This window comes from Streptomyces sp. NPDC043870 (assembly GCF_056435785.1).
Map to the genome: position 1 here is coordinate 136,895 of NZ_JBWKDT010000012.1, position 26,743 is coordinate 163,637.

Consider the following 26,743-nt stretch of genomic DNA (forward strand, 5'->3'; position numbering starts at 1 on the left):
GGCGGACCTGGCGGTTCTGGGTGTAGCCGTTGCGGTGGTGGGCGTGGTGTTCGCGGAAGCGTCCGGGTACGAGGATCTCGACGGGGCGGCCGAGGAGCTCTTCGCGGCGGTAGCCGAAGAGGGCTTCCGTCTGGGCGTTGACGAGGCGGATGGTGCCGGCGTCGTCGACGATCACCATGGCGTCGGGTGCGGCCTCCAGCAGCCCCCGGAACCGCTCCTCCGCCGACGCCGCCGGCACCTCGGGTTTCGAGGCGGCCCCGCACCGGCAGGGCCCGGCGGTGCCCGCGTCGCCTGGGTCGGACTCCAGCGAGACTGCAGCGGTCGTACCTTCCATGGTGCCTCCCGGACGGGGTTCTGCCGCTTGTGGTGTCCGCGGCTGCGTATCCGGACATCTCACCGCAGTGCGTCCGGTTGTACCCCGGGGAGTCCGATTCTGACCGCCTCTGTCTTATATGGTCGCTCACCGGTGACCGCCCGGTCTGCGACGCCGGCTGCGGCGCTGCAGACGGCGCTTCAGACATGTGGCGCAGCCGCGTCGCCGCGACGGCTCGGGCCCAGCGCGCGGGCATGTGCCGTGGGACGGCTCAAGCCCCGAGCCGGGGTGGCGGCCGTTCGCCATCGTCAGGGTCTGCACCCCTCACGGTGCTGGGGTAACCCCCACCTCCAACAGGCCAGTTGACGGGATGGGGCCCGGCCCCGGATTCCGCGAGGCTCATCGCATGAGAATCACGCGGACCATGCAGATCACGCTCCTCGCGACCGCCGTCGTCGCCACCGCCGCACCCATGGCCGTGGCGACGACGCCCGACGACACAGTGCGTTGGGAGACGTGCACCGGCACCAGCCTCGACCCCCGCCAGGAATGCGCCACCCTCGCCGTCCCGCTCGACTACGACAACCCCCGCGGTCCGCAGATCTCCCTCGCCATCTCCCGGATCCGCAGCGACAAGCCCGAAGCCCGGCGCGGCACGCTCCTGCTGATCCCCGGCGGACCCGGCGGCTCCAGCATCAACGGCCCGTCCACGACCGGGCGGAAACTGCCCCAGTCGGTACGTGACGCCTACGACATCGTGGGCTTCGACCCGCGCGGCCTCGGCCGCAGCACACCCGTCAGCTGCGGCCTGACCCACGACCAGCTGTCCCTGCAGAACCTGCGCCCGTGGCCCGCCGCCGACGGCGGCATCGACGCGAACGTGGCGTCCGGCCGCCGTCTCGCCGACGCCTGTGCGCAGAACGGCGGCGAGGTGCTGCGCAGCATCAGCACCCGCAACGAGGCGCGGGACATCGACCGCATCCGCGAGGCCCTCGGCGAGCGGAGACTCTCGGCGTGGGGCGTGTCGTACGGGACGTACGCGGGCGCCGTGTACGCGCAGATGTTCCCGCACCGCACCGACCGCTGGGTCCTGGACAGCAACGACGACCCGGACCCGAAGCGGGTCGCGCGGACCTGGCTCGCCAACTACGCGACCGGCGTCGAGGACGCGTTCCCCGACTTCGCCGCCTGGGCCGCCGACCCCGGCAACCCGGACCGGCTCGCCGAGCACCCCGAAGACATCCGCCCGATGTTCCTGGCGCTCGCCGCCCGCCTCGACCGCTCGCCCCTGCCGTGGCCCGGCGCCAACCCCGAGCAGCTGAACGGGAATGTGCTGCGCCAGGCCCTGCTCGACAGCCTCTACTCCAAGGACCGCTTCCCCGCCCTCGCCCGGCTGATCTCCGCCGCCCGCGACGGGGACCCGCTGCCCGCCCCGCCGGTGCTGCCCGACGAGATCATGCAGAACACCGCGGCCGTCTCCGCCGCCACCATCTGCAACGACGTCGACTGGCGGGGGGCCTCGGTCCCCGCGTACCGGCGGGATGTGGCGAAGAGCCGGAAGAGCCACCCGCTCACCGCCGGGATGCCGGTGAACGTCATGCCGTGCTCCTTCTGGCAGGACCGGCCACGAGAGCGCCCGACCACCATCACCCCGCACGGCCCGTCCAACATCCTGATGATCCAGAACGAGCGCGACCCGTCGACGCCACTCGCCGGTGCACTGAAGATGCGCGAGGCCTTCGGCGACCGGGCCCGCATGATCACCGTCGACTCGGTGGGCCACGGCGCCTATCGCGCGAACGGCAACGCCTGCGGCGACCAGGCCGTGACGGACTTCCTCGTCACGGGCGAGCGCCCGGCCCGTGACACGTTCTGCGCCCGGCCGTAGGCGCCACGCCGCACGAACCGGCCCGTCGTGGTGGGACGCGACACAAGCGAGTAGACACTGTCTACCCATGTCGGGTAGACAGTGTCTATGAATGATCAGGACACGGGCCTACGAGCCCGTCTGGTGGAAGTCGGCGTCGACCTCGTGGCCAGGGAGGGCATTCAGGCCCTGTCCCTGCGGGAGATCGCCCGCCAGGCCGGGGTTTCGCACGGCGCTCCCCGGCGCTACTTCCCCACTCACCTGGAGCTGCTGTCCGCCATCGCGCGACGCGGCTTCGCCGAACTCGCCCGCAGGGCCGCCGAGGCGATCGGTGACGGGCACGCGAGCCCCCGTGCCCAGCTCATGGCGCTGAGCGGGAGCTACCTCGACTTCGCGCTGTCGAATCGCGGCATGTTCGAGCTGATGGCCCGCCACGACCTGCTGGAGAGCAACCATCTCGGCCTGCGGGAGACGAGTCTGCCGCTGTTCGACGTCGTCGTGGACCTCGTGAGCCGGGCGGAGCCACGGAGCGACGTGCCGCCGCGGGTCGTCGCGGGCGCGCTGTGGGCCAACCTCCACGGCATCGCCCAGCTGTGGGGGTGGGGAAGCCTCCCGCTCGTGACGGGAGCCGACGACGTCGAACCGCTGCTGCGCGCCGCGCTCGACGCGCACCTCGGGCCGGAAGCCCGATGAACCCAAGCCACCGACAGCGCTTCATCCTCGGCGGCAGCATCACCGGGGCCGCGATCGTCGCTCTGGACGGGACCGCGCTGACCATCGTGCAGCCCCTCATGCAGCGGGACCTCGACGCCTCCTTCGCCCAGGTCCAGTGGACCAGCACCGGGTATCTGATCGCCGTGGCAAGCCTGCTCGTCTTCGCCGGACGCCTCGGCGACCGGTACGGCCATCAGCGCGTCTTCACCATCGGGATCCTGGGCTTCGCCGCCACCTCGGCGGCCATCGGCCTGGCGGACGGCATCGGCTGGGTCATCGGCCTGCGCGTCCTCCAGGGGATCTTCGGCGCGCTGCTGCAACCGGCCACCCTCGGCATGCTGCGCGCCGCGTACCCGCGCGACCGGCTCGGCATGCCCATCGCCCTGCGCACCAGCGCCATCGGACTGGCGGCCGCCGCAGGGCCGCTCATCGGCGGCGCGCTCGCCGCCCACCTGGGCTGGCGCGCGGTCTTCTTCCTCGGCGTCGCCCCCGCGCTCGCGGCCGGCCTGCTGGCCCTCGCCGTACGCATCCCGGAGACCCGGGACGCCTCCGACGCGCCCGTACGACTCGACCTGCCCGGTGCCTGCCTGCTCGCGGTGGCGCTGGCGTGCCTGGTGCACACCCTCGTCGGCCTGCCGGAGGCCGGCCGAACAGCCCCGACCTTGCTGGGACTTGCCGCCGTGGCCGCCACCGGCACCGCCTTCGTCCTGCACGAACGACGCGCCCCGAGCCCGTTGGTGCCCGCGAGCGTGGCCCGGTCCGCGACCATCACGTCCGGGCTCGGCGTCCTGGTGGCCGCGTCTGCCGCGATGTTCGGAGCCCTCTTCCTCGGCACGTACTACCTGCAGGACGTCCTGGCCCTGGACCCGCTCCGCAGCAGCCTCACCGCACTCCCCGGTCCCGTGATGATGGTGCTGGGCGCGCCCGTCGCCGCCGTGCTGGCGCGCCGACAGGGCCCCCGCCGTACCGCAGTTGCGGGCATGGTGCTCGTCGCCGTCGGCGTCCTGCTGATGTCCCGGCTCGACCAGGCGTCGGCCTCCTTGGCGATCGGCGGGTGCTTTCTCGTGCTCGGCGCGGGATTCGGCACGGTGATGGTCACCGCGACGGCCGCCATCGTCCACCAGTCGTCCGTGGACACCGCGGGGGTGACCGGCGGACTCCAGCAGACCGCGATGAACCTCGGCCCGACACTGGGCATCGCCGTCGCGACGACGCTGACGACCCTCGCCGCGCCCACCGTGTCCGCCGCACCCGCCGCGCCGAGTGCCGTCACAGGCGGCGCGTTCACGGATGCGATGGGGACCGCGCTGGTGGTCCTCGCGGCCGTGGCGGTCATCGGCGCGCTGCTGGCCACCAGGCTGCCGGGGCTCAGAGCGACGCCCTGAGCGCGGGCGTGAGCGTGGTCCGCCACGCCCTTCCGGTCCGGTGGACACCGCGCAGGACCGGCGCGACGCTGGAAGGGATGCGGACCGATGTGCACGCCCACCTGTGGAGCGAGGGCTATCTCCGCCTCCTGGAGTCCTACGGGCGTGAGGACACCGCGACGCAGCGCGGCCTGGGAGCGGGGGACAGCACGGAGGAGTTCGACGCCCGGTTCGCGATGAACGACGCCGCCGGCATCGACCACCAGATCCTGTCCGTCTCACCGCAGACGCCGTACTTCCGGGAGGAAGCGCAGGCGGTGACGGCCGCGCGCGTTGCCAATGACCTGTACGCCGAGGTCGTACGCGACTGGCCCGAACGGTTCTCGGCATTCGCCGCGCTGCCCCTGCCGCATCTGGACGCCTCACTGGAGGAACTGGCGCGGGCGCTCGACGTACTCGGGATGGCGGGGGCCGGGCTGACGACGTCGGTCCTCGGACGGAGTCTCGGGGACCCGGCCTTCCTGCCGCTCTTCGAGGAGTTGGACCATCGGGGGTCGGTACTGAGCCTCCACCCGGCGGGGCGGGACGCCGGGTCGCCGCTGATCGCCGAGAACCGGATGCGGTGGATGGTCGGCGCGCCGATGGAGGACACCATCTGCGCGATGCACCTGATGATCGAGGGCATCCCCAGCCGCTTCCCGCGCGTGCGGATCGTGCACTCGCACCTGGGCGGCGCACTGCCGATGCTGCTGCCCCGCGCGGACGAACACGTCCCCTGGGAGGCCCCGGACATCGCCGAGATGCCGACGGTCGCTGCCCGCCGCATGTACTACGACACCGTCGCCCACGGCCACGAGCCCGCCCTGCGTGCGGCGGCCGAATCGTACGGCGCGGACCGGCTGATGCTCGGCACGGACTTCCCGTACCAGACCGGGCACGGACTGCGCCGGGCCGTCACCTTCATCGAGGAGACGCTGATGCCGGAGGTGGCCGAGGAGGTGCTGGAGGCGGGGGCGGAGCTGCTTCCGTCGGGTAGCGGAACCGGGCAGGGCCAGCGGGAGTAGTTCTTTCGCCGGCGTCCATTCCTTGCAAAGAACGCTCGGAGCCCGAGGCTCAAGCCTCGGCCCGTGCGGCGTGAGCCGTCCTCCGTGGTGGATTCGGCAAGGCTCCGTCACCATCCTGTGAAGGTTCTGCGGGACGCTTGTGCTCAGTCCAGCGCACTCGCGCTTCTCACTCGGGGGAACAAGATGACCAACCAGGCACGTCGTACCGTTCGCAGAGCCGCCGTCGTTCTCGCCGCCGTGTCCGCACTGGCCCTGACGGCTTGTGGGCCCAAGGAAGGCCCGACCGACCAGACCGGCGGCGGGGCCGAAGCGCCCACCGTGAGCCCGACCAAGCCCGCGAGCCCCTCGAAGCCGGCGGCCCCCTCGAAGCCCGGGAGCCCCTCGAAGCCGGCGACGCCCGCCGGCTCCCCGGGCAAGGGCTCGTCCGGCGGCGGTGACGGTTCGTCGTCCGACCCCGACTACAACGTCTTCCCGTGCAGCACGTTCGACGTGAAGTTCACGGCGACCCTCGCGGATGCCACGACCAGCAGCTACCTGCTCAAGATCACCAACAAGAGCGGCAAGCCGTGCAGGGTGCTGGGCCACCCGATCGTGACCTTCGGCGACCTGGACGGGCAGGCCACGGAGCGGGGTGAGGCCCCCGGCATCGAGGACGCGATGAAGCTCGCGCCGGGCGAGACGGCGTACGCCGGGCTCATGGGAGGGGCGAACGACGGCAAGGGCAAGACCGTCGACTCCATCGCGATGACCATGAACACCGAGTCCGACCTGGAGCAGAAGCCGCTCACGGCGTCGACTCCCGGCTTCTACGTCTCGCCCGACAAGAACTCCGTGACTGCCTGGTTCGGCAACGCGGAGGACGCCCTCAGCCTGTAGCGGGCGTGGTCCTTGAGCGAGCGCCGGCGGAACGCACGATTGCCGTGCCCGGCCGAAGCGGGCACGGCAATCACTTCTGCGTCCCCGAGGGGATCAGGACGGTCAGGCGGTAGGCATTCCGCCTCTGGTTCACGGTTCCGGCGTGGCCCCGGGCTCGGGTGCGTCGCGCTCGACCCAGGTGCCGCAAGAGTCGATCACCGCCCCAGTGCGCTCGCAGACGATGGTGTGCACGGTCCCGGACGTGGTGATTACGTCGACGACGATGTCACTGCCATCGGTAGGGCCGACGTCAATGGACACCCCGCAGGCGCCGACGGGCACGTCTCCTCCCTCATCGGAGAGGTCGTCCCAGTCGATGGTCCCGAGAGGAGTGAGTTCGTCTCCGACGAACGCGATTCCGCCACTGGTCGCCGCGTAGAAGGCCCCACCGCCGGCCGCTTCCTGGCGAACGGTGTCGATTTCGAAGCACCCGTCGTCACCGGGCCTGTCCTTGTCTTTGTCTTTGTCCTTGTCTTTGTCCCTGTCCTTGCCAGAGTCAGGGTCGGGGTCCGCCGAGGGGAGGGAACCCCAGCCGGTGGACAGGACGGTCGACGCGAGCTGCGCATTCGGTTCGAGGTCCTGCGCCTGGGCAGGTGCGCCACCCAGCGCGCCTACCAGCGAGACGGCGGCCAGCGCGGTGACGCCGCCGGTTGCCAGCCGTGTGGACCACCACGAACGCCGCGCGGGCGGCGATACGACCTTGCCTTCAGGGCGCATTCAATGCTCCTTGTCGATTCGGTCAGGGAGATTTCCCGGAAGTCCCTCCATTCTTTGTGACCGGTCGACAATTTCCAGTCGGCCCACCGCATTCCCTTGGCCGATCATTCGATCAGCTCAATAATTGCCGTCGGATGCTCCGAACGAATTGCCCGCGCACAGGTGAACTTCCGGAGATTTCCCGGCTGTACGGGTCGGTTTGACCATCACGAGGTCTTGAGGTCCGCGACGAAGGCGGCCCAGGCGGCGGCCCGGAACACGAGCTTCGGGCCGTCGGGGTTCTTGGAGTCGCGGACGGGGACGACGCCGGGGTGGGCGTCGGCGACTTCGAGGCAGTTGCCGCCGTCGCCGCCGCTGTAGCTGGACTTGTGCCAGGTGGCCGTGCTCAGGTCGTACTCAGGGCCTGTGCTCTTCATGGGCGTCATCCTCCGCCACCGATTCGATCAAGGCCAGGGATTCTTGTGGTGACAGTGCGCTGGCCGCTACCAAATCGTAGGTCAGTTCGTGACGGGTCACCGTGGCCGGGTCGTCCAGCAACCATCCTGTCCCCAGGCCGTCGACGTAGGCGAGTGGGGGTGCGTCGGGGAAGGACATCAGCTTCAGCCCGCCGTCCAGGGCGGCGTGCGCGCCCGCCGAAAACGGCATCACCTGCACGATCACGCGGTGGCGGCGGATCAGTGCGGCGATGTGGCCCAGGGCCTCTGTCATCACGGCCCCCTCGCCGACCTCCCGCCGTAGCACCGCTTCGTCCAGAACCGCCCACAACAGCGGCGTTGTTGGATCGTCGAGGAGCCGCGCCCGCTCCAGCCTTGCCTCGACCAGTTCGTCGATGACCTCTTCCGGCGCCGTCGGCTGGTATGCCCGGCACACCGCCCGCGCGTACGCCTCCGTCTGCAGCAGGCCCGGAATCAGCAGCGGCGCGTACTCCTTGATCGCCGTAGCGACAGCCTCCGCCTCCGCCGCCTCGGCGAAGTGGTCCGGATACTTCGACTTGTTGGCGGCCTTGCAGTTCCGCTCGAAGAACCCGTTCGTCCCCAGTATTTCGTCGATCCTGCGCGCGATGTCCGGCTGCATTCTTCGCGTACCCGCCTCCAGCTGCCCGATGAACGACGCGCTCACGAAGAGCGGTTCGCCGAGCTCGCGCTGGTTGAGGCCGGCGTTCTCGCGGGCATGGCGCAGCTCCGCGCCGAGCAGAGCCCTGGGAGACGTGGAGGGGTCGAGATCCTTCGGTCCAGGCAATGTCAACTCCGTGTCACGCACGTGGGGTTGTTGGGCCGTCGATACTGGTCAGGCTAGCCCTCCGGCCACCACGCTGTGTAGAGAACGTACACACTCAGAGTGGAGGTGTCCGATGGTGCTCGTGCGATCGGCGGAGCGGCTGCGGGCCGCGGAAGAGGTTGTGGCGCAGCTACGGGGAGAGCTCGACGAGGTGGGGGTGACCCTGCCGTCCCTGCGGGTGGACCTTGTGTCGCTGACGAGTGAGTCGGTGACGTACCCCCTGGTCGACCTGGGGCGTTGCAACCTGGACACGGCGCTGCGGATTGCCGCCGTCCTCCACGAGGCGCGCAAGTGAGGCCCGGGGACTACGCGATTGATTCGCGCGACGGGCGCATCGGTCGCGTGATGGGGCGCGAGGGGCCGTACGTGCAACTGCGGCCGCCGGGTGGCGGGCGGGAGTGGGACTGTCCGCCCGAGGCGCTCAGTCCGGCGCCGCCCGGCGAGGTGTTGCGGGCGCGGGTGCGGGAGCGTAATCGGGAGAGGCGGCTGCCGGGGTAAGGTGGCCGCTCCAGCAGTGCCAGGACCGGACCTAGGAGGTGGGACCCATTACCGCTGTTGCAGGCCGGGTGCTCGCCTCCGCGTCGTCATAGGTGTGTGAGGGAGCCCCGTTCGGTATTCCGAAAGGCTCCCGTGTCGCTTTCATCTCTGGATCCGTCCGTCATCGTCAACCGCCTTCGCTCCGCCGGCTGTGTCTTCGCCGAGGACGAGGCGGAGCTGCTTCTCTCCACCGCCCGTACGCCCGTCGAGCTCGCCGCCATGGTGGAGCGGCGCGTGGACGGGCATCCCCTGGAACACGTCCTCGGGTGGGCCGAGTTCTGTGGTCTGCGGATCGTCGTGGACCCAGGGGTTTTCGTGCCCCGCCGACGTACCGAGTTCCTCGTCCGGCAGGCCGTGGCCGCCCGGCCGGACGCGTCCGTGGTCGTCGATCTGTGCTGCGGCACGGGCGCGGTGGGGGCCGTGCTGGTCGCCTCGCTGCCCGGTGCCGAGCTGTACGCCGCCGACGTCGACCCGGCGGCCGTGCGGTGTGCCCGGCGGAATGTCCCCGAGGGCGCCCGCGTGTACGAGGGGGACCTCTTCGATGCGCTGCCCGGTGAGCTGCGCGGACGTATCGACATCCTGGCCGCGAACGTGCCGTACGTACCGACGGAGGAGGTCGGGCTGCTGCCCGCCGAGGCCCGTGTGCACGAGCCGCTCGTCGCGCTCGACGGCGGCGCGGACGGGCTGGACGTGCTGCGGAGAGTGGCCGGGGAGGCGGGGGAGTGGCTGGCGCCCGGTGGCTGTCTGCTGTTCGAGACGAGCGAGCGGCAGGCGGCGTCCGCGGTGGAGGTGGTCGCCCGCAGCGGGCTGGTGCCGCGCGTGCTCACGTCCGACGAGCTGTACGCCACGGTCGTCATCGGGACCCGGCTGCCCGGCTGCCCGGCTGACAGCGGCGGCCAAGTTGCCCAACCGATCGAGCCGGAAGTGGCCCTGGGGAACGGGCCATCGGGGCCGTAGCGTCAAGGTGTGACGACGAATCGCTTCCTGCCGCCCGCCGGACCGCCCCGGATCCTCGCTCTCGCCCAGCTCTCCAACTCCCTCGGTGACGGGGCGTATTACGTCACTTCCGCGCTCTACTTCACGCACGTCGTCGGCCTCGCCCCGGCGAGGATCGGCATCGGGCTGACCCTCGCCTGGGCGATCGGGTCGGTCGTGGGCGTACCGCTCGGGCGGCTCGCCGACCGGCGGGGGCCGCGTGGGACGGCGGTGCTGCTTGCTCTGGCGACGAGTGCGGCGGTGGCGTCGTTCCTCGTCGTACGGTCCTTCTGGCCGTTCCTGCTGGCCGCGTGCCTGTACGCCGCCGCGCAGTCGGGGCTCGCCGCCGCCCGGCAGGCGTTGCTGGCCGGGCTTGTCGCGCCGGCGGAGCGGACCGGTGTACTGGCGCATCTGCAGTCGACCCTGAACGCGGGGCTGGCCGTCGGCGCCGGGCTCGGCGGGCTCGCGCTGTGGTCCGGAACGAGGACCGCCTATCTCGCGGTGTTCGGGCTGGACGTGGTGAGCTTCCTGGTGTGCGCGCTCGTGCTGCTGCGGCTTCCGGCAGTCGGGCCCGTGCAGTCCTCCGGCAAGGGGCCGGCGCTCGTCGTCCTGCGCGACCGGCCGTACCTGCTGATCACCCTGCTCAACGCGGTGCTGCTGCTGCGGATGCCGTTGCTGAGCCTCGGGATACCGCTGTGGATCAGCGAGCGGACGGACGCTCCGGCCTGGCTCGTATCGGCGCTGTTCGTGCTCAACACGCTCGCTGTCGCCGCGTTTCAGGTGCGGGCGGCTCGTGGTGTCACCTCGCTGGGTACGGCGGTGGGCGCCGTGCGCCGGTCCGGCGTGATCATGCTCGTCTCGTGCGCGGTCACAGCGACGTCCGGTGTGGTGGGGGTGCCGGTGTGGGCGGCGGTCGTCGCACTCGTCGCGGGTGCGGTCCTGTACGTGGCCGGTGAGATGCTGCACTCCGCCGGCTCCTGGCAGATCAGCTTCGACCTCGCCCCGGACGGCCGGACCGGCGAGTACCAGGGCTTCTTCGGCACGGGCGTGACGGTGGCCCGCACCCTGGGCCCGCTCGTGCTCACCGCACTTCTCGTGACCTGGGGTGTCCCGGGATGGCTGCTGCTCGGCGGGCTCTTCCTGGCCGCGTCGTACGGACTGGGGCCGGCGGTGCGGTGGGCCGAGCGGAGCCGGCGTACAGAGGACGCCACAACACTCATGCGGCTCTCATCCCGGCCTTAACCCACCCTCACGCCGCGTCCATAGCTTTCGCGCCATGTTCTTCACCTACCTCAGGCGCGAGCTGCGCCGCCGCAGGAAGGCGGCGCTCGTCGTCGCCTCGGGGCTTGCTCTCGGAATCGCCCTGGTCATCGTCGTCAACTCGGTCTCGGCCGGGATGAGCCAGGCGCAGGGCAAAGTGCTGGAGTCGCTGTACGGGCTCGGCACCGACATGACCGTCACCAAGGCCGCCGCGCCGCCCGGGGAGGGGGAGACGGTCAGGCGGCCGCGGTTCGAGTTCGACGCGAAGGGCGAGGGTGACGACGCCGAGCAGAGCCAGGACATCGTCATGGTCCAGGGCTTCGAGACGCTCGCGTCGTCGACCGTCGCGCAGGTCGGCAAGCAGGACGGGGTCGCGGACGCCGTCGGCGGGCTGAACGTGCGGGTCATGAAGGTCAACGGGCAGTTCAAGCCTGGCGAGTTCAAGCAGGACGAGCAGGGGCCCGGCCAGGGACAGCGGGGCGGCGGTCCGGTCACCGGTGAGGTGCGAGGCGGCGGAGCCGACTTCGACGTGAACTCGTACTCCGTGTACGGGACGGACGTCGCCCATCAGGAGCTCGGTCCGCTGACCTCGTCGAAGATCACGTCCGGGCGTACGTTCGCCGCGTCGGAGACCGCCGCGAAGGTCGCCGTCGTCGACAGCGCGTACGCCAAGGAGCAGAAGCTCTCGGTCGGCAAGACGCTGACGATCTCCGGGACGAAGTTCGGCATCGTCGGGATCGCGACGGCGGACAGCGGGGACGCGGCCGCCAATGTCTATCTGCCGCTCGCGCAGGCGCAGACCCTGGCCGACGCGAAGGACAAGGTCACGACGGTCTATGTGAGGGCGACCGACTCGCAGCGGATCGAGAGTGTGAAGGCGGGCATTCAGAAGAACGTCTCCGGGACGACGGTGACGACGTCCGCCGATCTGGCGGAGACGGTGTCGGGGTCGCTGTCCACGGCCTCCGACCTGGCGACGGGCGTGGGCAAGTGGCTGTCCATCGTGGTGCTGGCGGCGGCGTTCCTGGTGGGCGGGCTGCTGACGTCGTCGGCGGTGAGCCGGCGGGTGCGGGAGTTCGGCACGCTGAAGGCACTCGGCTGGAAGAGCCGCAGGGTCACCGGGCAGGTGGCGGGCGAGGCGCTCGTCAACGGACTGATCGGCGGGGCGCTGGGGATCGGGCTCGGACTGGCGGGCGCGTGGGCGATCACCGCGTTCAGCCCGACGCTGACGGCGCAGCTGGGCGGCGGTTCCGGCGGCGGCCAGGGGATGGGCGGCCGGATGGTCGTCGGCGGTGGTGGCCCGGGCGGTCCCGTGCGGGAGTCCGCCTCCCGCGCCCTGGACATCGCGCTCACCGCGCCGGTCTCCCTGACGACCATCGGCCTGGCCGTGGCGCTCGCGGTGACCGGCGGGCTCATCGCGGGTCTGTTCGGCGGCTGGCGCGCATCGCGGCTGCGTCCGGCGGACGCGCTGCGGCGGGTCGAGTAGTCCCGCCCCCTTCGATCACGTGCTTACACGCGCTTTCTACGCGCTTACTACGCGCTTTCTACGTGCGGCTGGAGTTGGAACATGTATGAGCTGAGTGGGGTCAGCAAGCGGTACCGGCGCGGTAAGGACACCGTGCAGGCCCTCGACGGGGTCGATCTGGTCATCGAGGACGGCGGGCGGCTGGTCATCCAGGGGCCGACCGGTGGTGGCAAGTCCACGCTGCTGCAGATGCTCGGGGGCCTGGACCGGCCGAGCGAGGGGTCCGTCGTGCTGGACGGCGTGGACCTGGCCTCTTTGCCGGAGGCGCGGCTGACGCGCGTACGGGCCGAGAAGATCGGCTTCGTCTTCCAGAGCTTCAACCTGGTGCCGACGCTCACGGCTCAGGAGAACGTCGAGACCGCGCTCGTACCGCTCGGGCTGAAGGCGGCGGAGCGGCGGGAGCGGGCGGGCGAGGCGCTCGCGTCGGTGGGGCTCGGGGAGCGGCGAGGACATCTTCCCGGTGAGCTGTCCGGCGGGCAGCAGCAGCGGGTGGCGATCGCGCGGGCGCTGGTGAAGCGGCCGGCGGTGCTGCTCGCCGATGAGCCGACCGGCAACCTCGACGAGTCGATGCGTGACGAGATCATGGAGCTGCTGGAGGGGCTGTGGGAGGAGAACGGGCTGACGTTCGTGATGGTCACTCATGACTCGGCCCTGGCCCGGAGGTCGCCGCGGGTGGCGACGATCCGGAAGGGGCGGGTGACGATCCGGGAGCAGTCGGTGGGAGCGGCGTAACCCGTGGCTCGGGCGGGGTTCGGTGGCTGTGTGGCTCGGGCGGGGCTCGGTGGCCGTGGGGTCCGGGCAGGGTTCGGCGGCCGTGCGGCCGTGCGGCTCGTGCGGGGCTCGGCGGCCGTGCGGTCCGTGGGGCCGTGTGGCCCGCGTCGTCCGGTGCCGGCTGCGGGTCGTGGGGGACCGCGGTCCGGCCCGGGCGGTGGGCCCGGGCCGGGTGCGCACGGCGTCACTTCACCGCGGTCAGCGTCGCGTAGACCACGACGTTGCCCTGCCAGCCCGTGCGCTTGGCGTAGTTGCCGCCGCAGGTGATCACCCGCAGTTCGGGCCGGCCGGAGCTGCCGTAGACCTTCTTGTCGGGGAACTTCTTCTTGGCGTAGACCTCCACCGCGGTGACGGTGAACACGGCCGTGCGCAGGTCCGCGCGGCTGATCTCGATCGTGTCGCCCTTGGTCAGGGCGCCGAGGTCGTGGAAGACGCCGGGGCCGGTGCGTGTGTCGACGTGCCCGGTGGTGACGGCTGTCCCCGCCGAGCCGGGAGCCGTGCCGCCGCCGTACCAGCCGGCGAGGCCGGGTCTGTCGGCGGGCGGGGGCCGCAGTGCCCCCGCCGCGTCGAGGCCCAGTCGTACCAGCGGGGCGTCCACGCCGATGGCGGCGGCACGCAGCCGGACCGGATCCGACGGGGGCAGCGGCCGCACGGCGGGAGGCCCGGGAGCGGGACGTACGGAGGTGGGAAAGGCCTGGGCGGGCGAGGGCTGCGGCGGTCGCTCGTCGCGTGCCGCGTTGATCACCAGTACGAGGCCCGCCATCAGCGCGCAGGCCAGAAGCTTGACCGAAGGGACGTACTCGACCGAAGGGATGTACGGGTGTGGGGGAGCGCCGCTCCCGGGCCCGGTTTCCATCGCGGTCAGGGCTCGGACGCGGGGTCAGGCCCGGATGCCGCTCCGGCGGCGGCGCATCCTGACCACACCGCCGGCGGCGGCGCCGGCGAGCAGCGCACCGCCCACGGCGAGCTGCGTACTTTTGTCCGTGGTGTCCCCGAAGCCGGCGTCGACCGCACCGCTCGGGTCGTCGTCATCGTCGTCATCGCCGTTGTCACCGCCGTTGACCTCGTAGCTGTCCGTGAGCTTGGTCCGCGGCGGGCACTTGATGGTGACCGTGTCGCTGCCGGAGGCCCCTTCCGGAAGCTTGAACTCGCCGGTGAGCTCACCCTCACTGCCACCCGCGAAGAGGTGGAACGCCCCGCCCGCCTCGGACTGGCCCTTGCCGTAGGTCTCCTCGCCGCAGGCCGTGGTGGTGACGGTGACCGTGTCGCCCGGGGAGGCGTTCCTCGGGCTGATACTCAGGTCCGAGTCGTCGGCGACGGCAGTGGCCGGGACCGACAGACCAAGGGCCGCGACCATCAGCCCGATACCTACACCAACTCGTGTGCCGCGCATATGAATCCTCCAACGGAGCCGGAGCAGTGTCCGGTCTGTCTGTCTGGTGCCTGTGCTGTTCCCTGCGCTGTTCCCGTGCTGGGTTCTGCTCACGAGGCAACCGACAGTCCGTCAGATCAGCAACCTGACACATTGACAGTTCTTCACCCGGGTAGGCGCACCGGCCGCTCCCGCTTGATCGTTTATGCAGGTCACGGGAGCGGAGGCGAGCACCGCGGAGGAGCCACCGGAAGGACTGCGAACGGGCTAGGGCCTGTCGTTCGGATCAGGCCCCGGCAAGATCCGAACGACAGGCTCTGGGGCCGGCCTGATCCGCGGACAGACCATCTAGGGCCCGTCCGGCGACCGGAGCGCCTCCCGGAGGTGGCCGTTCGACTGCTTGAGGCGGGACGCGGCCGTCGCGGCGTCGAGGTGGGAGAGCAGCATCAGGATCGCCGTCTTCACCTCGCCGTCGGCGGCGGTCAGGGCCGTCTCGATCTCGTCGTCGGCCGCACCCGTGGCCAGGGCGACGATGTGCCGGGAGCGGGCGTGGAGTTTCTCGTTCGAGGCGCGGACATCGACCATGAGGTTTCCGTAGGTCTTGCCGAGACGGATCATCGTGATGGTCGAGATCATGTTGAGGACGAGCTTCTGGGCCGTGCCCGCCTTCAACCGGGTGGAACCGGTGAGGAGTTCGGGGCCGACCACGACCTCGACGCCGTGCTCCGCGGCCGCGGCCAGCGCGCTGTCCGCGTTGCAGGAGAGGCCGATCGTCAGGGCGCCCCGCGCCCGGGCGTGTTCCACCGCGCCGATCGCGTACGGGGTGCGGCCGGACGCGGAGACGCCGACCACGGTGTCGAGGGCGGTGAGGCCGAGCCCGTCCAGGTCGGCCGCGGCGAGCTCCTTGGAGTCCTCCGCGCCCTCGACGGCCGTCACCATCGCGGTGGGGCCGCCCGCGATCAGGCCGACGACCTCGTCAGGGGCCGTGTTGAAGGTGGGCGGGCACTCACTCGCGTCCAGCACGCCGAGCCGGCCGGCCGTGCCCGCGCCCGCGTAGACCAGACGGCCGCCGCGGGCCATCCGTTCGGCGGTCGCGTCGATCGCGGCGGCGATGGCCGGGAGCTGTTCGGCGACGGCGGCGGGAACGGTCCGGTCCTCGCCGTTCATGATGCGGGCGATGTCTGCGGTGGGGAGCTGATCGATGTCGGCGAGCTCGGGGCGGAACGCCTCGGTGGTGAGGCTCGCCAGTTGCGCACGCAGTTCGGTGGAGCGGGGGGTGGCAGTCATGGGGCGCGACTCTCTCGGTGTGGCTCGGTGTGGCTCGGTGTCTCTCGGCGTGTCTCGTGTCTCTCGGTGGCTCTGCTGTCTCTCGGTGAGGTCAGCGAGGTCAGCGGGTGCGGGGGCTGTGGCGGTGCGCGAGGGCCTCGTACGAGGCGGCGAGGGCCGGCGCGGCCTTCTCGTACGTACGCTGCGCGACGCCGATGAACAGGCAGTCGACGACCAGCAGCTGGCTCGTGCGGGAGGACATGGCCGCCGGGCGCAGCTCGCTCTCGCGGGCGGTGGAGGTGGTGAGGATGTGGTCCGCGTACTGCGAGACCGGCCCGTCCGGGCGCCCGGTGATCGCGACGGTCGTCGCACCGCGGTCGAAGGCGACGCGCAGGGGCTCGATGATGTCGCCGGTCGAGCCGGAGTGGCTGATCGCAATGGCGACGTCGCCGGAGCGGAGCTGCACGGCGTTGGTGACGGCGAGGTGCGGGTCGCTGTGGGCGTGGGCGATCAAGCCGATGCGCAGGAGCTTCTGTGCGAGGTCCTGGGAGACCAGACCGGACGCGCCCACGCCGTAGATGTCGATGCGGCGGGCAGCGGCGAGGGCGCTGACGGCGGCGCCGAGCTGGATGGTGTCCAGACCCGCCGCGGTGTCGGCGAGGGTCTGCTGCTCGTCGTACGCGAGCTTGGCGACGACATCGGCTATGGGGTCGTCGACCGCGATGTCGGCGGTGACGGCCGGGGCGCGGCCGGACTGCTGCTGTGCGGCGAGGCCGGCGAGCGCGAGGCGCAGATCGCGGTAGCCGGGGTAGCCGAGGAGCCGGGCGGTGCGGACCACGGTGGCCTCGCTGGTGCCGGTGAGCTCGGCGAGGCCGGTGACCGTGAGGGCCGCGCAGCCGGCCGGGTCGCCGGCGACGGCTTCGGCGACCCGCTGCATGGAGCGGGTCATGGACGGCGCGAGCGTACGCACCTTCGCAGCGAGCGCGGCGGGCGCCGGCGGGGCGTCGCCGCCGGTGCCCGGACCGGTGCCTGTCCCGCCACCTGCGGTGAAAGAATCCTTCAGGTCATTGGTCACCCTTGAAAGATATTTTCGCCTTCCTTGAACGGTCAACCCCCTTTGTCCCGTGGGCCTGCTGACCCGCGGGTCGGCCGACCGGTTGACCTGCCGCCCTATGGACCGGCGGCGGCCGGGGTGACAATGACTGCATGGAAGTCAACCCACTCGAGCAGGCGCTGCATGCCGCCCGCGCCCTCGTGCTCGCGGACCTCGCCGCCCGCGACGTCGCCCATGCCGAGGTCGTCTCGCTCGTCGAGGAAGCGGTCGTGGAGCGCCGTTGGTGGGTCGAGCAGTGGCCCGAGGGCGCCGAGTACGTGGCCGGGCTGATCGCCCAGGATGTGCAGGACGCGCTGCTGGAGCAGTACGGGCGGTGGCCGATCTGCCCGGTCTGCACCTCGGGCGAACCCCATGCCCTCGATGTGGAGCCGGAGTTGGGACCCGACCCGCACTGGGTCTGCGGGAAGGCGGGTGTGGTGGTCGCCCCGGTCGGCGGACTCTCGTGACGGTCTACATCGACCCGCCGAACTGGCCGGGACACGGCCGTATGTGGTCCCACCTGGTCAGCGATGTGTCGTTCGAGGAGCTGCACGCCTTCGCCGCGTCCATCGGCTGCCCGCCGCGCGCCTTCGAGCGCGACCACTACGACGTCCCATCGGAGCGTTACGAGGACGCGGTGCGCGCGGGTGCGGTGGAGGTCGGGTCCAAGGTGCTCGTACGGCGGCTCACCGAGGCGGGGCTGCGCCGGCCGAAGCACCGGCAGGTGTAAGGGGGTTGGCCGCGGGGGTGTCCGCGGGGGCCCGTGGTGGGTGACTGCGGAGGGGGCCCGTGGTGGGTGTCCGTGGTGGGTGTCTGCGGAGGGGGCCCGGTGGGTGTCTGCGGGGGCGTGTCCGCCTACTACCCGCTCAGGTCGCGAGGTCCTGCAGCTCCGCCGACACGTTGCGGCGGGCCGCAGCCTCCCATGCGCGCTCGCCGTAGGGGGTACGGAAGAGGCGCGGCAGGCCGAGAAGGTGGCGCAGCACGTCGGCACGGCCGGCGCGGAACGCGTCGTCCGGGACGAAGGCGTACTCCTCGCGGACCGCGGCGGCATAGGCGGCGTACGCGTCCGGCGCCGACGCGAGGATCGCGAGGTCCGCGTCGCAGAGGACCATGCCGTTGCTGTCGCCCTCCTGCGCGGCGTGGCTCTTGGTGAGGCGGACCAGCCGGGCGACCTCGTTCGTACGGGCCTCGTCGATGTCCAGCTCGGGCAGGGCGCGCTCGGCGAGACGGGCGGAGCGCTCCTCGTTGGTGGACCGCTCCGGGAGATAGACCGCGTCGTGGAACCAGGCGGCCAGGCGTACGAGGTCGGCGTCGTCCGCGTACTCCGCGAGCGTGTCGATGTGGCCGAGGACGGCGACCAGGTGATCGGTGGTGTGGTAGCGCCGCTGGGGCTCGGCCCAGCGGGCGAGCAGGTTGTCGGCGTAGCGGTACGGGGACGGCGCGTACTCGTCCGTGCCGCGGGCCGCGGCCACGGCGGAGGCCCAGCGGCGGCGCAGGTCGTCGTGGGCGGCGTGCGGGGGCAGGGCGGACATGCGGGTCATTGTGCCGTGGTCTGCGTTGTCCCGGGGTGCCGGGTGGAGGGCGCACCGGGACCGACCGTTGCGGCCGCCCGGCCGCGGCGGTTTGCTGGCGGGCATGACTGACATCCGTGACCCCGAACTTCCCGGACTTCTGCTCCGCACCGAACGCGATGCGCTCGTTCCGCTGTTGCGCGCCCGGCCCGACGAGGACTTCGCGCTGCGGACCGCGTGCCCCGGCTGGACCGTACGGGACGTGCTCGCGCACTGCTCCGCCGCGCTGATGCGGGTGGTGGAAGGGCGGTTCGAGGAGGGGGTGTTCAGCCCCGAGTCGAACGACCGGGACATCGCCGAACGTGCCGACTGGTCCAACAGCGCCGTCGTCGACGAGCTGGAGCGCGGGATGACCGAGGCGGGGCCGGTCATCGCGGCCGCCGGGCACGGGCTGCTGGACGGGATCGCGCTCGGGGAGTGGGTGCACGCCGGGGACGTACGGGAAGCGCTCGGTGAGCCCGGTGCGTACGAGGGGGACGGGCTGGTGCACGCCCTCGCCCTGCTGGCCGGGCTGACCCGGGCCCGGAAGACACAGCCGCTGCTGGCCCGGCTGGACGGCCATGACGCACCGCTCGTCCTGGGTGCGGACAGCCCGGACCCGGCGACGTACACGGGGTCCGCGGCCACGCTGATCCGGCTGCTGGCGGGGCGGCCGCTGACAGAGACGCGGTACGAGCTGACGGGCGCGAAGGAGCGGGACCTGGTCTTCTTCGACTGATGCGATGCTTCCGCCGTGGATTTCGCCGTGGCTCCGTCGTGGCTCCCGGCGTCACCTCCGCCGTCACTTCCGCCGGCGTGCTGGCGTAAGAGGCATACCGGGCGATAATGGATAGCGCCTGTGCGTCATCCCCGGTGTGCGGAGGCTGACACCATGAACGCATTGCTGATGGTCCAGAGCGGTCCGGCCACTGATCTGGCCGCCACGCCGCTGGCCGCGATCGGCCCACTCACCTTCGGAGTCATCCTCATCGTCCTCCTGGGGGGCGCCATGTGGTGGGACGGGAGGCGGCGGGCCCGGCTGCGTACGCCGCGCCCCGAGGACCAGCCGAAGACGCCCGACCACCGTGAGCACATCGAGGAGGTCCGGGAGGAGGACGAGGGCACCTTCCCCGACGACGGCGGGCGGCTTCTTCCGTACAACTTGAACACCCATTCGTCGCACAGCACCGGCAAGGGCCCTGAAGACCGGCCGAAGCACGGCAGGCGCAGCGGCGGAGCCTTCGGGAGCGGCAGCCTGGGCGGCTGATCGGCCATCGGGTCGACGAGCCCTGCCGCGGTGAGCGGCAGGGCCGCCGCGTTGCAGGCGCACGCCCGGAACGGGTTCGAGCGGGTCGCAGGCCTGGCTGCGCCGCGTGACGGTATCTGGTGCGGAAGGTCGGCGGGGAGCTGGCGGGGAGTCGGCGGGGAGTCGGCGGGGGCCGGCGGAGGGGCGGGTGCGGGGCGGGTGCACGGTCGGAGGGTGCGGACTAGGCTGGGTCCGTTATTGGACTAGACCTATTCACCCGAAGATCTATTGGCGGAGGATGGCCATGAGCAACCGTGCACTCCTGGAGGTGATCGCCCTCGACGCGCAGGACGCGGTCGCCGCCCAGGCCGGAGGGGCGGACCGCCTTGAGCTGGTCAGCGACATTGCGGCGGACGGGCTCACTCCGACCCGGGAGACCTTCGCCCGGATCCGCGCGGCCGTGGACATCCCGCTCCGGGTGATGCTGAGGCTCGCGGACGGGTTCGTGTCCGGCGATGTCGAGGCGTTGGTGCGGGCGGCGCGGAGGCTGCGGGCCGAGGGGGCGGAGGAGTTCGTCCTGGGCTTCCTCGACACGCACGGCAACCCCGATCTTGTGACGGTCGAGCGGCTCGTGGCGGAGCTGGAGGGCTGCCGCTGGACCTTCCACCGGGCGATCGACCGCGCGGCGGACCGCGAAGCCCTGCGCAAGCAGCTCGCGGACGTCCCCGGCCTGGACACGTACCTCACCGCGGGCTCGGCGGCCGGCGTCGACGACGGGCTGCCGGTGCTGCTCGCGGAGGCGGCCCGGCGGGGTGACCCGGGCTACGAGGCGCAACTCCTCGTCGGCGGCGGCCTCCGCCTCGACCACCTCCCCGCCCTGCGGGCGGCGGGCCTGGACGCCTTCCACATCGGCGGTGCGGCGCGGCCGCGGGGGTGGGAGGCGCCGGTGGACGCGGGCGCGGTACGGGAGTGGCGCGAGGCGCTCGACGGCTAGCCCCGCCGAGGGGGGCGGGGGCCCTCCGGGCCCTCCGACCCTGGCGGGGTGACGGTGTGCCCGGTGCCGTGACGGCGGCCGGTGTGTCCGTCCTCAATCGCCGGACGGGCTTGGTGTGGCTGCTGCCGGTGGGTGGTGAGGGTGCGGGGTGACGGTGTGCCCGGTGCCGTGGTGGCGTCCGGTGTGTCCGTCCTCGAACGCCGGACGGCTGGGGTGTGCCGGTGGGTGGCGGTGCGGGGCCCCTCCGGGCTCGACTCCTCGGGACCGGCGGGGCGCCGGTGCCGAGGGATACCCGGCACTTCCGCCGGTCCCTGCGGGGCCGACCCTGCACGGCCCCGCCCCGGGGCCGTCTCCCGACTGCGGCCGTGGGGTGTGAGGCTTGGCCCGTCCGCCAGGTGCCCCGTCGAGGTCAACGAGACGTTAGGGTGCCCTTCCGTCTTGTGACGTAACTTCGGATCGACCAGCCCTCGCCGGTGGCGCGCTTCAGTCGGTCTTCGCCGACTCGTCGAAGAACCTGACGATCCGGGGCAGGGCTTGACGCACCGATCCGTTGTGGTCGTAGTCGCCGACGTCGGTCAGCCGGTGTGCGGCGCCGTTCCTCGTCAACTGGTCGGCACAGTACGCCGCGTGACTGAAGTCGACGTCCTTGTCGCCCCGGCCGTGGAAGATCTCCACCGGTACGTTCGGCCGCCAGTCGCACGTGTTGTCCATCTGGCGCAGCTTGTCCTTCAGGACACCGTCGGGCTTGCGGATCTTGTTCAGGAAGTCCTCGGTGAACAGGTCCTTGGAGGCCGCCGGGAGTTCGCTGACGATCTGCCCGGCGGTGTGATGGCCGTCGAAGAGACCCTCCACCTTGCTGTCGTAGGGGGAGCGGAAGACGTCGCCGGGTGACGTGTAGAGGCCGTACATCTTGTTCCAGGCGGTGACGAAGTAGGCGAGGTAGATGCCGGATTTGGCGATCTTGTCGTCGGCCGCGGCGGCCTCGAAGGCCGAGAGGTTGTAGGGGCCGCTGACCGGGGCGAGTGCCCCCAGCCTGAAGTAGCGGTCGGCGCCCTTCTGCTGAAGTGCCCGGCCTACCAGCATGGTCGCGGGGCCGCCCTGCGAGAATCCGCTGACCTGGACCTTCCGCTTCAGCTCCCGGCCGTTCCGGTGGGCGAAGGTCCGGGCCGCGCGTAAGCCGTCCACCGAGGCCGCGACGGTGGCCCGAGGGTCACCGTAGGGGTGGAAGCCTTCGCCCGAGCCGAGGCCGACGTAGTCGGGCGCCGAGACGGCCCGCCCGGTCGAGGCGAACAGCAGGGCGACGAGCCGGTCGTTCGACTTCGGATTCTCCGAGGCGACGTCCTTGCGGTGGACGGTGGTGCCGTGCAGCCAGGAGACGGTGGACAGGTGGCGCGCCCCGTTCTTGGGCAGGACGACGAGCTGGCTCGCGGTCGTGGCGGCGCCCGCGCTGTCAGTGGTGCGGTAGGTGACCCGATAGGCGGTCACGCCGTAGCGGACCTGGGACGAGTCGATCTTTCCCCGGAGTTCCCCGGCCACTTCCTCCGCTGTGAGGTCGGCCGCTTGCTCGACGGAGACGACGGCCCCGCCTTGTGCCCGGTCGCTGTGGGAGCCGGCTGCCGCCGAGACCGGAGCCAGCAGGGCGGACACACTGCCGAGGACCCCAGCACCAGCCAGAATCCGGATTTTTGTTCGCCGTGAAGTCATGGATGGATCATGCCCGTCGGCCGCTCCGCCGGGACATGCTGCGACCCCCCGGGCCGCAAAGGGGGAAAACCCCCTCGGGGCCCGTAGGGGATGCCGGATGCCCCATCCCCTACGGGACAGGTCGGATGCCGGAGGGTGCGGGGAGTGGACCGTTCCGTCGACGCCTGACACCGGGCGAGAGCCCCTGGGGCCAGGATTGCCGCACGGCCAGGGCCGGCTCCGGGCGCCCAGAACCCGCGCCGTCCCCGGCCCCCGGGCTCACGCCAACTGCCACGGCAGTGGGGACGCGTGGAGCACCGTGAGGCCCGAGACCGCGCGGGTCAGGGCCACGTACAGGCGACGCAGGCCGGTGCGTTCGTCGGGTTCGGCGGCGACGATGGAGGCGGGGTCGTCGAGGACCACGTAGTCGTATTCGAGGCCCTTCGCGAGGGACGCCGGGACCAGGGTCAGGCGGGCGTCGGGGGTCGTCTCCTCGCCGGGGGCCAGGTACGGGAGGCCCGCCGCGGTCAGGGCCGCCGCGAGGGACGGGACGCGGGCGTCGGCCGCGATGAGGCCGATGGAGCCCTCGTGGCGGAGGGCCGACAGGCAGGCGGTGACGACGTCGCCGTCGTCTCCCGACGCGCGGATCTCCAGGGAGCCGGGGGACTCACGGACCGAGCGGACCTCCGCCAGGCCCGGTGACATGTGGGGCAGCAGACGGGACGCGTACGCGATGACCTCGCGGGGGACGCGGAAGCCGGCCGTCAGCTCCTCGACCGCCGCGTCGGGCTTGCCGAGGTGCGACAGCGCCTCCGACCAGCTCGCCGTCGCCCACGGGGTGGTGCCCTGCGCCAGGTCGCCCAGGACCGTGGCCGAGCCCGTCGTGCAGCGACGGCCCACCGCCCGGTACTGCATGGGGGACAGGTCCTGCGCCTCGTCCAGGACCACATGGCCGAGCGAGTGCGTGCGCTCGACGAGATCGTTCGCCTCGTCGATCAGGACCGCGTCCGCGGCGGACCAGCGAGCCGCACGGGCCGAGCGCGGGGGCTTGGCCCAGAGGATCACCTTCTGTTCGTCGGCGGTCAGCACCCCGTCCGCGTGTTCGGCCAGGAAGTCCGGTTCCGAGAGCAGCCGCAGCACCAGCTTCGCCGGGTCGACCGGCGGCCAGATCGCCTTGACCGCCGCCTTCACCGCCGCGTTGCGCGCGACCGCGTCCTGGACCCGGTCGTCCGGCGCCTCGCCCGACTGTTCCATGCGGACGAGCACCGCGTGCGCGATGCGCTGCGGAAGGGCGTCGCGGGCGGCGCCGTAGCGGATGTCCCGGTCCAGCAACTCCTGGACGATCTCTTCGAGTTCGTACGCGGGGATGCGCCAGCGCCGCGAGCCGCGGACCACCATGAGGGGTTCGACGGGCATGGTCACGTGGGAGCGAACGGCGCGCCGCAGCACCTCCGCCATCCGGGCGTCGCCCTTGACGACCGCCGCCGCGGCCTCGTCCGTCCCCCGCACCTCGACTTGGGCGACAAGGTCGTCGACGGTCGCCTGCTTGACCTCCAACTCGCCGAGGGCCGGCAGGACTTGCTCGATGTAGTGCAGGAAGGACCGGTTCGGCCCGATGACCAGCGTGCCGGTACGGGCCAGCCGCTCCCGGTGCGCGTAGAGGAGGTACGCGACGCGGTGCAGGCCGACGGCCGTCTTCCCGGTGCCGGGGCCGCCCTGGACGCACACCGTGCCGGCCAGGCCCGACCGTACGATCTCGTCCTGCTCGGGCTGGATCGTCGCGACGATGTCCCGCATCGGCCCGACACGCGGCCGCTCGATCTCCGCCTGGAGCAGCTTGCTGGTCCGCTCGCCCTCGGTGGGGTCGGTGAGGTGCTCGTCCTCGTACGCCGTGAGGTCGCCGCCCGTGTAGCCGAAGCGGCGGCGCAGGCCGACGCCCATCGGGTCCTTCCTGGAGGCCTGGTAGAACGGCTGCGAGACCGGCGCGCGCCAGTCGATCACCATCGGGTCGCCGTCGGAGTCATGGACGTGCCGACGCCCGATGTACAGCGGTCCATCAGCCGCCTCCGGCGCCGGGCGCTGCCCCTCCTGCCTCGTGAGCAGATAGTCGAGGCGTCCGAAGAACAGCGGGGTGTGGGCGAGGTCGGCCAGGGCCTTGATCCGCTCGTTGATCTGGGCTTCCAGGACCGCGGCGTTGACCCAGTTCGCCGTGACATCGCGGATGTCGAGGGCCTGGACGTCCTCGCGCATCGCGCGCAGCGCGGCGCGGGAAGCGGTCAGATGGGAGCGTTCATGGGCGAGTGGATCGTGCGCGGGCACGGCGCGGCCTCCGAAGGTACGTTGGACTTACGGCATGGCTGCGCGTCCGGTTTCCGTCCGGACGGCGGCACTCCTGCGAGGGAGGCGGGCAAGACGGGCGATTGTAGTCAGCCCGCCGAGCCCGGGCGAATGGTTTTTCGCGGGGCGGGGTCCGCCCCGTAGGGGACGCCGTATATCCGAAGTCGTACGCGTCCCGGTTCAGGGTTCAGACCGCAGGTCGATGTGTTCCGGGCGCTGCAATCGCATCCTGGACACATGAGCTCAGCCACCTTCAACCCATCCACCAGGCCCGGTCACGGCGCCACCGCCACCGGCGTCGCAGCGCACCACGCGCACCGCCTCGGCGACATGCTGCGCGCGGTCAAGGTCTTCATGACCACGGCGTTCGGCGTGGCGGTCCTCGGGGAGTACAGCGAAGAGGCCGGCGTCCGCCGCCACCTCTGACCGCGCTGCTGCCTCTCCGCGTCCGCCGCCACCTCTGACCGCGCTGCTGCCTCTCCGACTCCGCCGCCACCTCTGACCGCGCTGCTGCCTCTCCGACTCCGCCGCCACCTCTGACCGCGCCGCCGCCTCTCCGACTCCGCCGCCACCTCTGACCGCGCCGCCGCCTCTCCGACTCCGCCACTACCTCTGACTTCGCCGCAGCCTCCGAGGCCGCCGCCGCGACCCCGCTGATCGACTAGGGTCGCGGCCGTGACGAACCCGTACCGGAACGTGACCGCCCGCTCACTGAACGCATCAGGCGGCGCCCTCGCACTCGTTCTGTCGCTCTCCGCGCTGGCCGTTCTCTGCGTCGCCCAGCACATCCCCATGGCCGACACCCTCGTCTACCGGGCGGAGGGCGCGGCCGTGGCGCACGGCACCGATCTGTACGAGTTCACCGTCACCGAGTGGCAGCTGCCCGCCACCCATCCGCCCTTCGCCGCGATCCTCTTCGTGCCGACGACCTGGCTTCCCGTCGCCGTGCTCAAGGTCGCCTTCGTCGCCGGCAACGCCCTGCTCCTCGCCCTGCTCGTACGGCTCTCCTGCCGCTTCGCCGGCATGCCGGCGGCCCCCGCTCCGTATCTTCTCGCCGCGATCGCGCTCGGGCTCTGGCTCGAACCCGTCTTCCAGACCCTGCTCTTCGGGCAGATCAACCTCGCCCTCGTCTGCATCGTCCTGTGGGACCTGTCCCGCCCGCCCGGCGCCCTCGGCAAGGGCTTCGCCCTCGGCGTCGCGGCGGGTGTGAAACTCACCCCGGCCGCCTTCATCGTCCTGCTGCTGATCACCGGGCGAGTACGGGCGGGGCTCACCGCGCTCGCCTCGCTGGCCGGCACGGTGCTGCTCGGCGCGCTCGTCCTGCCGGAGGCCAGCGCCGACTTCTGGACCCGGCGGATCCTCGGCACCGGCCGGGCCGGCGAGGCGTGGATCGTCGACAACCAGTCGCTGCAAGGCCTGTTCGCGCGCGTCCTGCACCTCGAGGAGCCGGGCGGGGTGTGGGCGGCCGCGGCGGTGGTGACGGCCGTCGCCGGGCTGTGGATCGCCCGCCGCGCGCCGGGGCCCTGGGCCGTCCTCGCCGTCGCGTTCACCGCCCTGCTCGTCTCGCCGGTCAGCTGGTCCCACCACTGGGTGTGGTGCGTCCCGCTGCTGGCGGTGCTCGTCGCCGAGGGCCACCGACGCACGGCCGCGCTGGTGATGGTGCTCTTCCTGGCCCGCACCATGTGGCTCGTACCGCACGCGGGTGATCTGGAACTCCAACTGCCGTGGTGGCAGCAGCCGTTGGCGTCGCCCTATCCGCCACTGGGCGTGGCGGTGCTGGTCCTCGCGGCGCTACGGGCCCGTACGGCCGCCGCCACGCTGCCCGTGCAGCGCACGGCCCGGGAAATGAGTACGCGCGCCGGTACTCGTTAGCACCCCGCGTCGTGGCGGGGAGTCCATGAC

The 26,743-nt window shown here is 71.7% G+C and carries 28 protein-coding genes; 17 read left to right on the top strand and 11 right to left on the bottom strand.

Going from position 1 to position 26,743, the window contains the following annotated elements; translation table 11 throughout:
- Positions 1–334 (bottom strand): PAS domain S-box protein (locus AC0699_RS17795; protein WP_478660935.1); only part of this gene is annotated, 334 nt, incomplete at its 3' end.
- A gap of 385 nt (positions 335–719) precedes the next feature.
- Between AC0699_RS17795 and AC0699_RS17800 the strand changes: the two genes are divergently transcribed.
- The 5 genes from AC0699_RS17800 to AC0699_RS17820 all read left to right on the top strand — a co-directional run bounded on the left by AC0699_RS17800 (position 720) and on the right by AC0699_RS17820 (position 6,198).
- Entirely contained in the window at positions 720–2,201 is a 1,482-nt protein-coding gene (locus AC0699_RS17800; RefSeq protein ID WP_478660937.1) for an alpha/beta hydrolase, read from the top strand.
- Positions 2,202–2,288: 87 nt separating this feature from the next.
- A complete protein-coding gene (locus AC0699_RS17805; RefSeq protein ID WP_478660939.1) occupies positions 2,289–2,873 on the top strand; it encodes a TetR/AcrR family transcriptional regulator in 585 nt (194 codons plus the stop codon).
- A complete protein-coding gene (locus AC0699_RS17810) occupies positions 2,870–4,279 on the top strand; it encodes an MFS transporter (RefSeq protein WP_478660941.1) in 1,410 nt (469 codons plus the stop codon). The genes AC0699_RS17805 and AC0699_RS17810 overlap by 4 nt, the downstream gene beginning before the upstream one ends.
- Positions 4,280–4,356: 77 nt before the next feature.
- A complete protein-coding gene (locus AC0699_RS17815) occupies positions 4,357–5,322 on the top strand; it encodes an amidohydrolase family protein (protein ID WP_478660943.1) in 966 nt (321 codons plus the stop codon).
- Positions 5,323–5,505: 183 nt separating this feature from the next.
- Positions 5,506–6,198, top strand: a complete 693-nt coding sequence (locus AC0699_RS17820) for a DUF4232 domain-containing protein (protein ID WP_478660944.1) — start codon at positions 5,506–5,508, stop codon at positions 6,196–6,198.
- 129 nt (positions 6,199–6,327) lie between these two features.
- Here AC0699_RS17820 and AC0699_RS17825 read toward each other — a convergent pair whose 3' ends face one another.
- From AC0699_RS17825 to AC0699_RS17835, 3 genes are all read right to left on the bottom strand, one after another.
- Positions 6,328–6,954 (bottom strand): hypothetical protein, encoded by a 627-nt coding sequence (locus tag AC0699_RS17825; protein ID WP_478660946.1) that lies wholly within the window; start codon positions 6,952–6,954, stop codon positions 6,328–6,330.
- Positions 6,955–7,160: 206 nt separating this feature from the next.
- Entirely contained in the window at positions 7,161–7,370 is a 210-nt protein-coding gene (locus tag AC0699_RS17830) for a DUF397 domain-containing protein (protein WP_478660948.1), read from the bottom strand.
- Positions 7,351–8,193: a helix-turn-helix domain-containing protein gene (locus AC0699_RS17835; protein WP_478661089.1), complete on the bottom strand. Its 843-nt coding sequence runs from the start codon at positions 8,191–8,193 to the stop codon at positions 7,351–7,353. Before AC0699_RS17835 ends, AC0699_RS17830 begins: the two co-directional genes overlap by 20 nt.
- A gap of 112 nt (positions 8,194–8,305) precedes the next feature.
- Here AC0699_RS17835 and AC0699_RS17840 point away from each other — a divergent pair, with 112 nt between their 5' ends.
- From AC0699_RS17840 to AC0699_RS17860, 5 genes are all read left to right on the top strand, one after another.
- Positions 8,306–8,527 (top strand): hypothetical protein, encoded by a 222-nt coding sequence (locus tag AC0699_RS17840; RefSeq protein ID WP_469766934.1) that lies wholly within the window; start codon positions 8,306–8,308, stop codon positions 8,525–8,527.
- 335 nt (positions 8,528–8,862) lie between these two features.
- Positions 8,863–9,726 (top strand): putative protein N(5)-glutamine methyltransferase, encoded by an 864-nt coding sequence (locus tag AC0699_RS17845; protein WP_478660950.1) that lies wholly within the window; start codon positions 8,863–8,865, stop codon positions 9,724–9,726.
- Between the two features lie 9 nt (positions 9,727–9,735).
- Positions 9,736–10,986 (top strand): MFS transporter, encoded by a 1,251-nt coding sequence (locus AC0699_RS17850; protein ID WP_478660952.1) that lies wholly within the window; start codon positions 9,736–9,738, stop codon positions 10,984–10,986.
- Positions 10,987–11,020: 34 nt separating this feature from the next.
- Positions 11,021–12,490: an ABC transporter permease gene (locus AC0699_RS17855; RefSeq protein ID WP_478660954.1), complete on the top strand. Its 1,470-nt coding sequence runs from the start codon at positions 11,021–11,023 to the stop codon at positions 12,488–12,490.
- 81 nt (positions 12,491–12,571) lie between these two features.
- A complete protein-coding gene (locus AC0699_RS17860; RefSeq protein ID WP_478660956.1) occupies positions 12,572–13,261 on the top strand; it encodes an ABC transporter ATP-binding protein in 690 nt (229 codons plus the stop codon).
- A gap of 223 nt (positions 13,262–13,484) precedes the next feature.
- Here AC0699_RS17860 and AC0699_RS17865 read toward each other — a convergent pair whose 3' ends face one another.
- The 4 genes from AC0699_RS17865 to AC0699_RS17880 all read right to left on the bottom strand — a co-directional run bounded on the left by AC0699_RS17865 (position 13,485) and on the right by AC0699_RS17880 (position 17,013).
- Positions 13,485–14,063: a class F sortase gene (locus AC0699_RS17865; RefSeq protein WP_478661091.1), complete on the bottom strand. Its 579-nt coding sequence runs from the start codon at positions 14,061–14,063 to the stop codon at positions 13,485–13,487.
- 117 nt (positions 14,064–14,180) lie between these two features.
- Positions 14,181–14,657 (bottom strand): sortase, encoded by a 477-nt coding sequence (locus tag AC0699_RS17870; RefSeq protein WP_478660959.1) that lies wholly within the window; start codon positions 14,655–14,657, stop codon positions 14,181–14,183.
- A 363-nt stretch (positions 14,658–15,020) separates the two neighbouring features.
- On the bottom strand, positions 15,021–15,959 hold the full coding sequence (gene murQ / locus AC0699_RS17875) for an N-acetylmuramic acid 6-phosphate etherase (RefSeq protein WP_478660961.1): 939 nt from the start codon (positions 15,957–15,959) through the stop codon (positions 15,021–15,023).
- Between the two features lie 100 nt (positions 15,960–16,059).
- Complete coding sequence (locus tag AC0699_RS17880; protein ID WP_478660963.1) at positions 16,060–17,013, bottom strand: MurR/RpiR family transcriptional regulator; 954 nt, start codon at positions 17,011–17,013, stop codon at positions 16,060–16,062.
- 131 nt (positions 17,014–17,144) lie between these two features.
- Between AC0699_RS17880 and AC0699_RS17885 the strand changes: the two genes are divergently transcribed.
- Positions 17,145–17,498, top strand: coding sequence for a hypothetical protein (locus AC0699_RS17885; RefSeq protein ID WP_453659580.1), 354 nt, complete (start codon positions 17,145–17,147; stop codon positions 17,496–17,498).
- Positions 17,495–17,761, top strand: a complete 267-nt coding sequence (locus AC0699_RS17890) for a DUF4031 domain-containing protein (protein WP_478660966.1) — start codon at positions 17,495–17,497, stop codon at positions 17,759–17,761. Before AC0699_RS17885 ends, AC0699_RS17890 begins: the two co-directional genes overlap by 4 nt.
- Before the next feature lie 136 nt (positions 17,762–17,897).
- On the opposite strand, the gene AC0699_RS17895 is transcribed toward AC0699_RS17890, so the two are convergent.
- Positions 17,898–18,563, bottom strand: a complete 666-nt coding sequence (locus tag AC0699_RS17895; RefSeq protein ID WP_478660968.1) for an HD domain-containing protein — start codon at positions 18,561–18,563, stop codon at positions 17,898–17,900.
- A 103-nt stretch (positions 18,564–18,666) separates the two neighbouring features.
- Here AC0699_RS17895 and AC0699_RS17900 point away from each other — a divergent pair, with 103 nt between their 5' ends.
- From AC0699_RS17900 to AC0699_RS17910, 3 genes are all read left to right on the top strand, one after another.
- Entirely contained in the window at positions 18,667–19,320 is a 654-nt protein-coding gene (locus AC0699_RS17900) for a maleylpyruvate isomerase family mycothiol-dependent enzyme (protein ID WP_478660970.1), read from the top strand.
- Positions 19,321–19,473: 153 nt separating this feature from the next.
- Complete coding sequence (locus AC0699_RS17905) at positions 19,474–19,848, top strand: DUF6479 family protein (protein WP_478660972.1); 375 nt, start codon at positions 19,474–19,476, stop codon at positions 19,846–19,848.
- A gap of 283 nt (positions 19,849–20,131) precedes the next feature.
- Positions 20,132–20,821: a copper homeostasis protein CutC gene (locus AC0699_RS17910; protein WP_478660974.1), complete on the top strand. Its 690-nt coding sequence runs from the start codon at positions 20,132–20,134 to the stop codon at positions 20,819–20,821.
- A 483-nt stretch (positions 20,822–21,304) separates the two neighbouring features.
- Here the strand turns inward: AC0699_RS17910 and AC0699_RS17915 are convergent, their stop codons facing one another.
- Positions 21,305–22,525, bottom strand: coding sequence for a lipase family protein (locus AC0699_RS17915; protein WP_478660975.1), 1,221 nt, complete (start codon positions 22,523–22,525; stop codon positions 21,305–21,307).
- Positions 22,526–22,783: 258 nt separating this feature from the next.
- Complete coding sequence (locus tag AC0699_RS17920; protein WP_478661095.1) at positions 22,784–24,754, bottom strand: HelD family protein; 1,971 nt, start codon at positions 24,752–24,754, stop codon at positions 22,784–22,786.
- A gap of 324 nt (positions 24,755–25,078) precedes the next feature.
- On the opposite strand from AC0699_RS17920, the gene AC0699_RS17925 reads away from it, so the two are divergent.
- Positions 25,079–25,267, top strand: a complete 189-nt coding sequence (locus AC0699_RS17925) for a hypothetical protein (RefSeq protein WP_478660977.1) — start codon at positions 25,079–25,081, stop codon at positions 25,265–25,267.
- Positions 25,268–25,633: 366 nt separating this feature from the next.
- Complete coding sequence (locus AC0699_RS17930) at positions 25,634–26,713, top strand: glycosyltransferase 87 family protein (RefSeq protein ID WP_478661097.1); 1,080 nt, start codon at positions 25,634–25,636, stop codon at positions 26,711–26,713.
- The last annotated feature ends 30 nt before the right edge of the window (positions 26,714–26,743 follow it).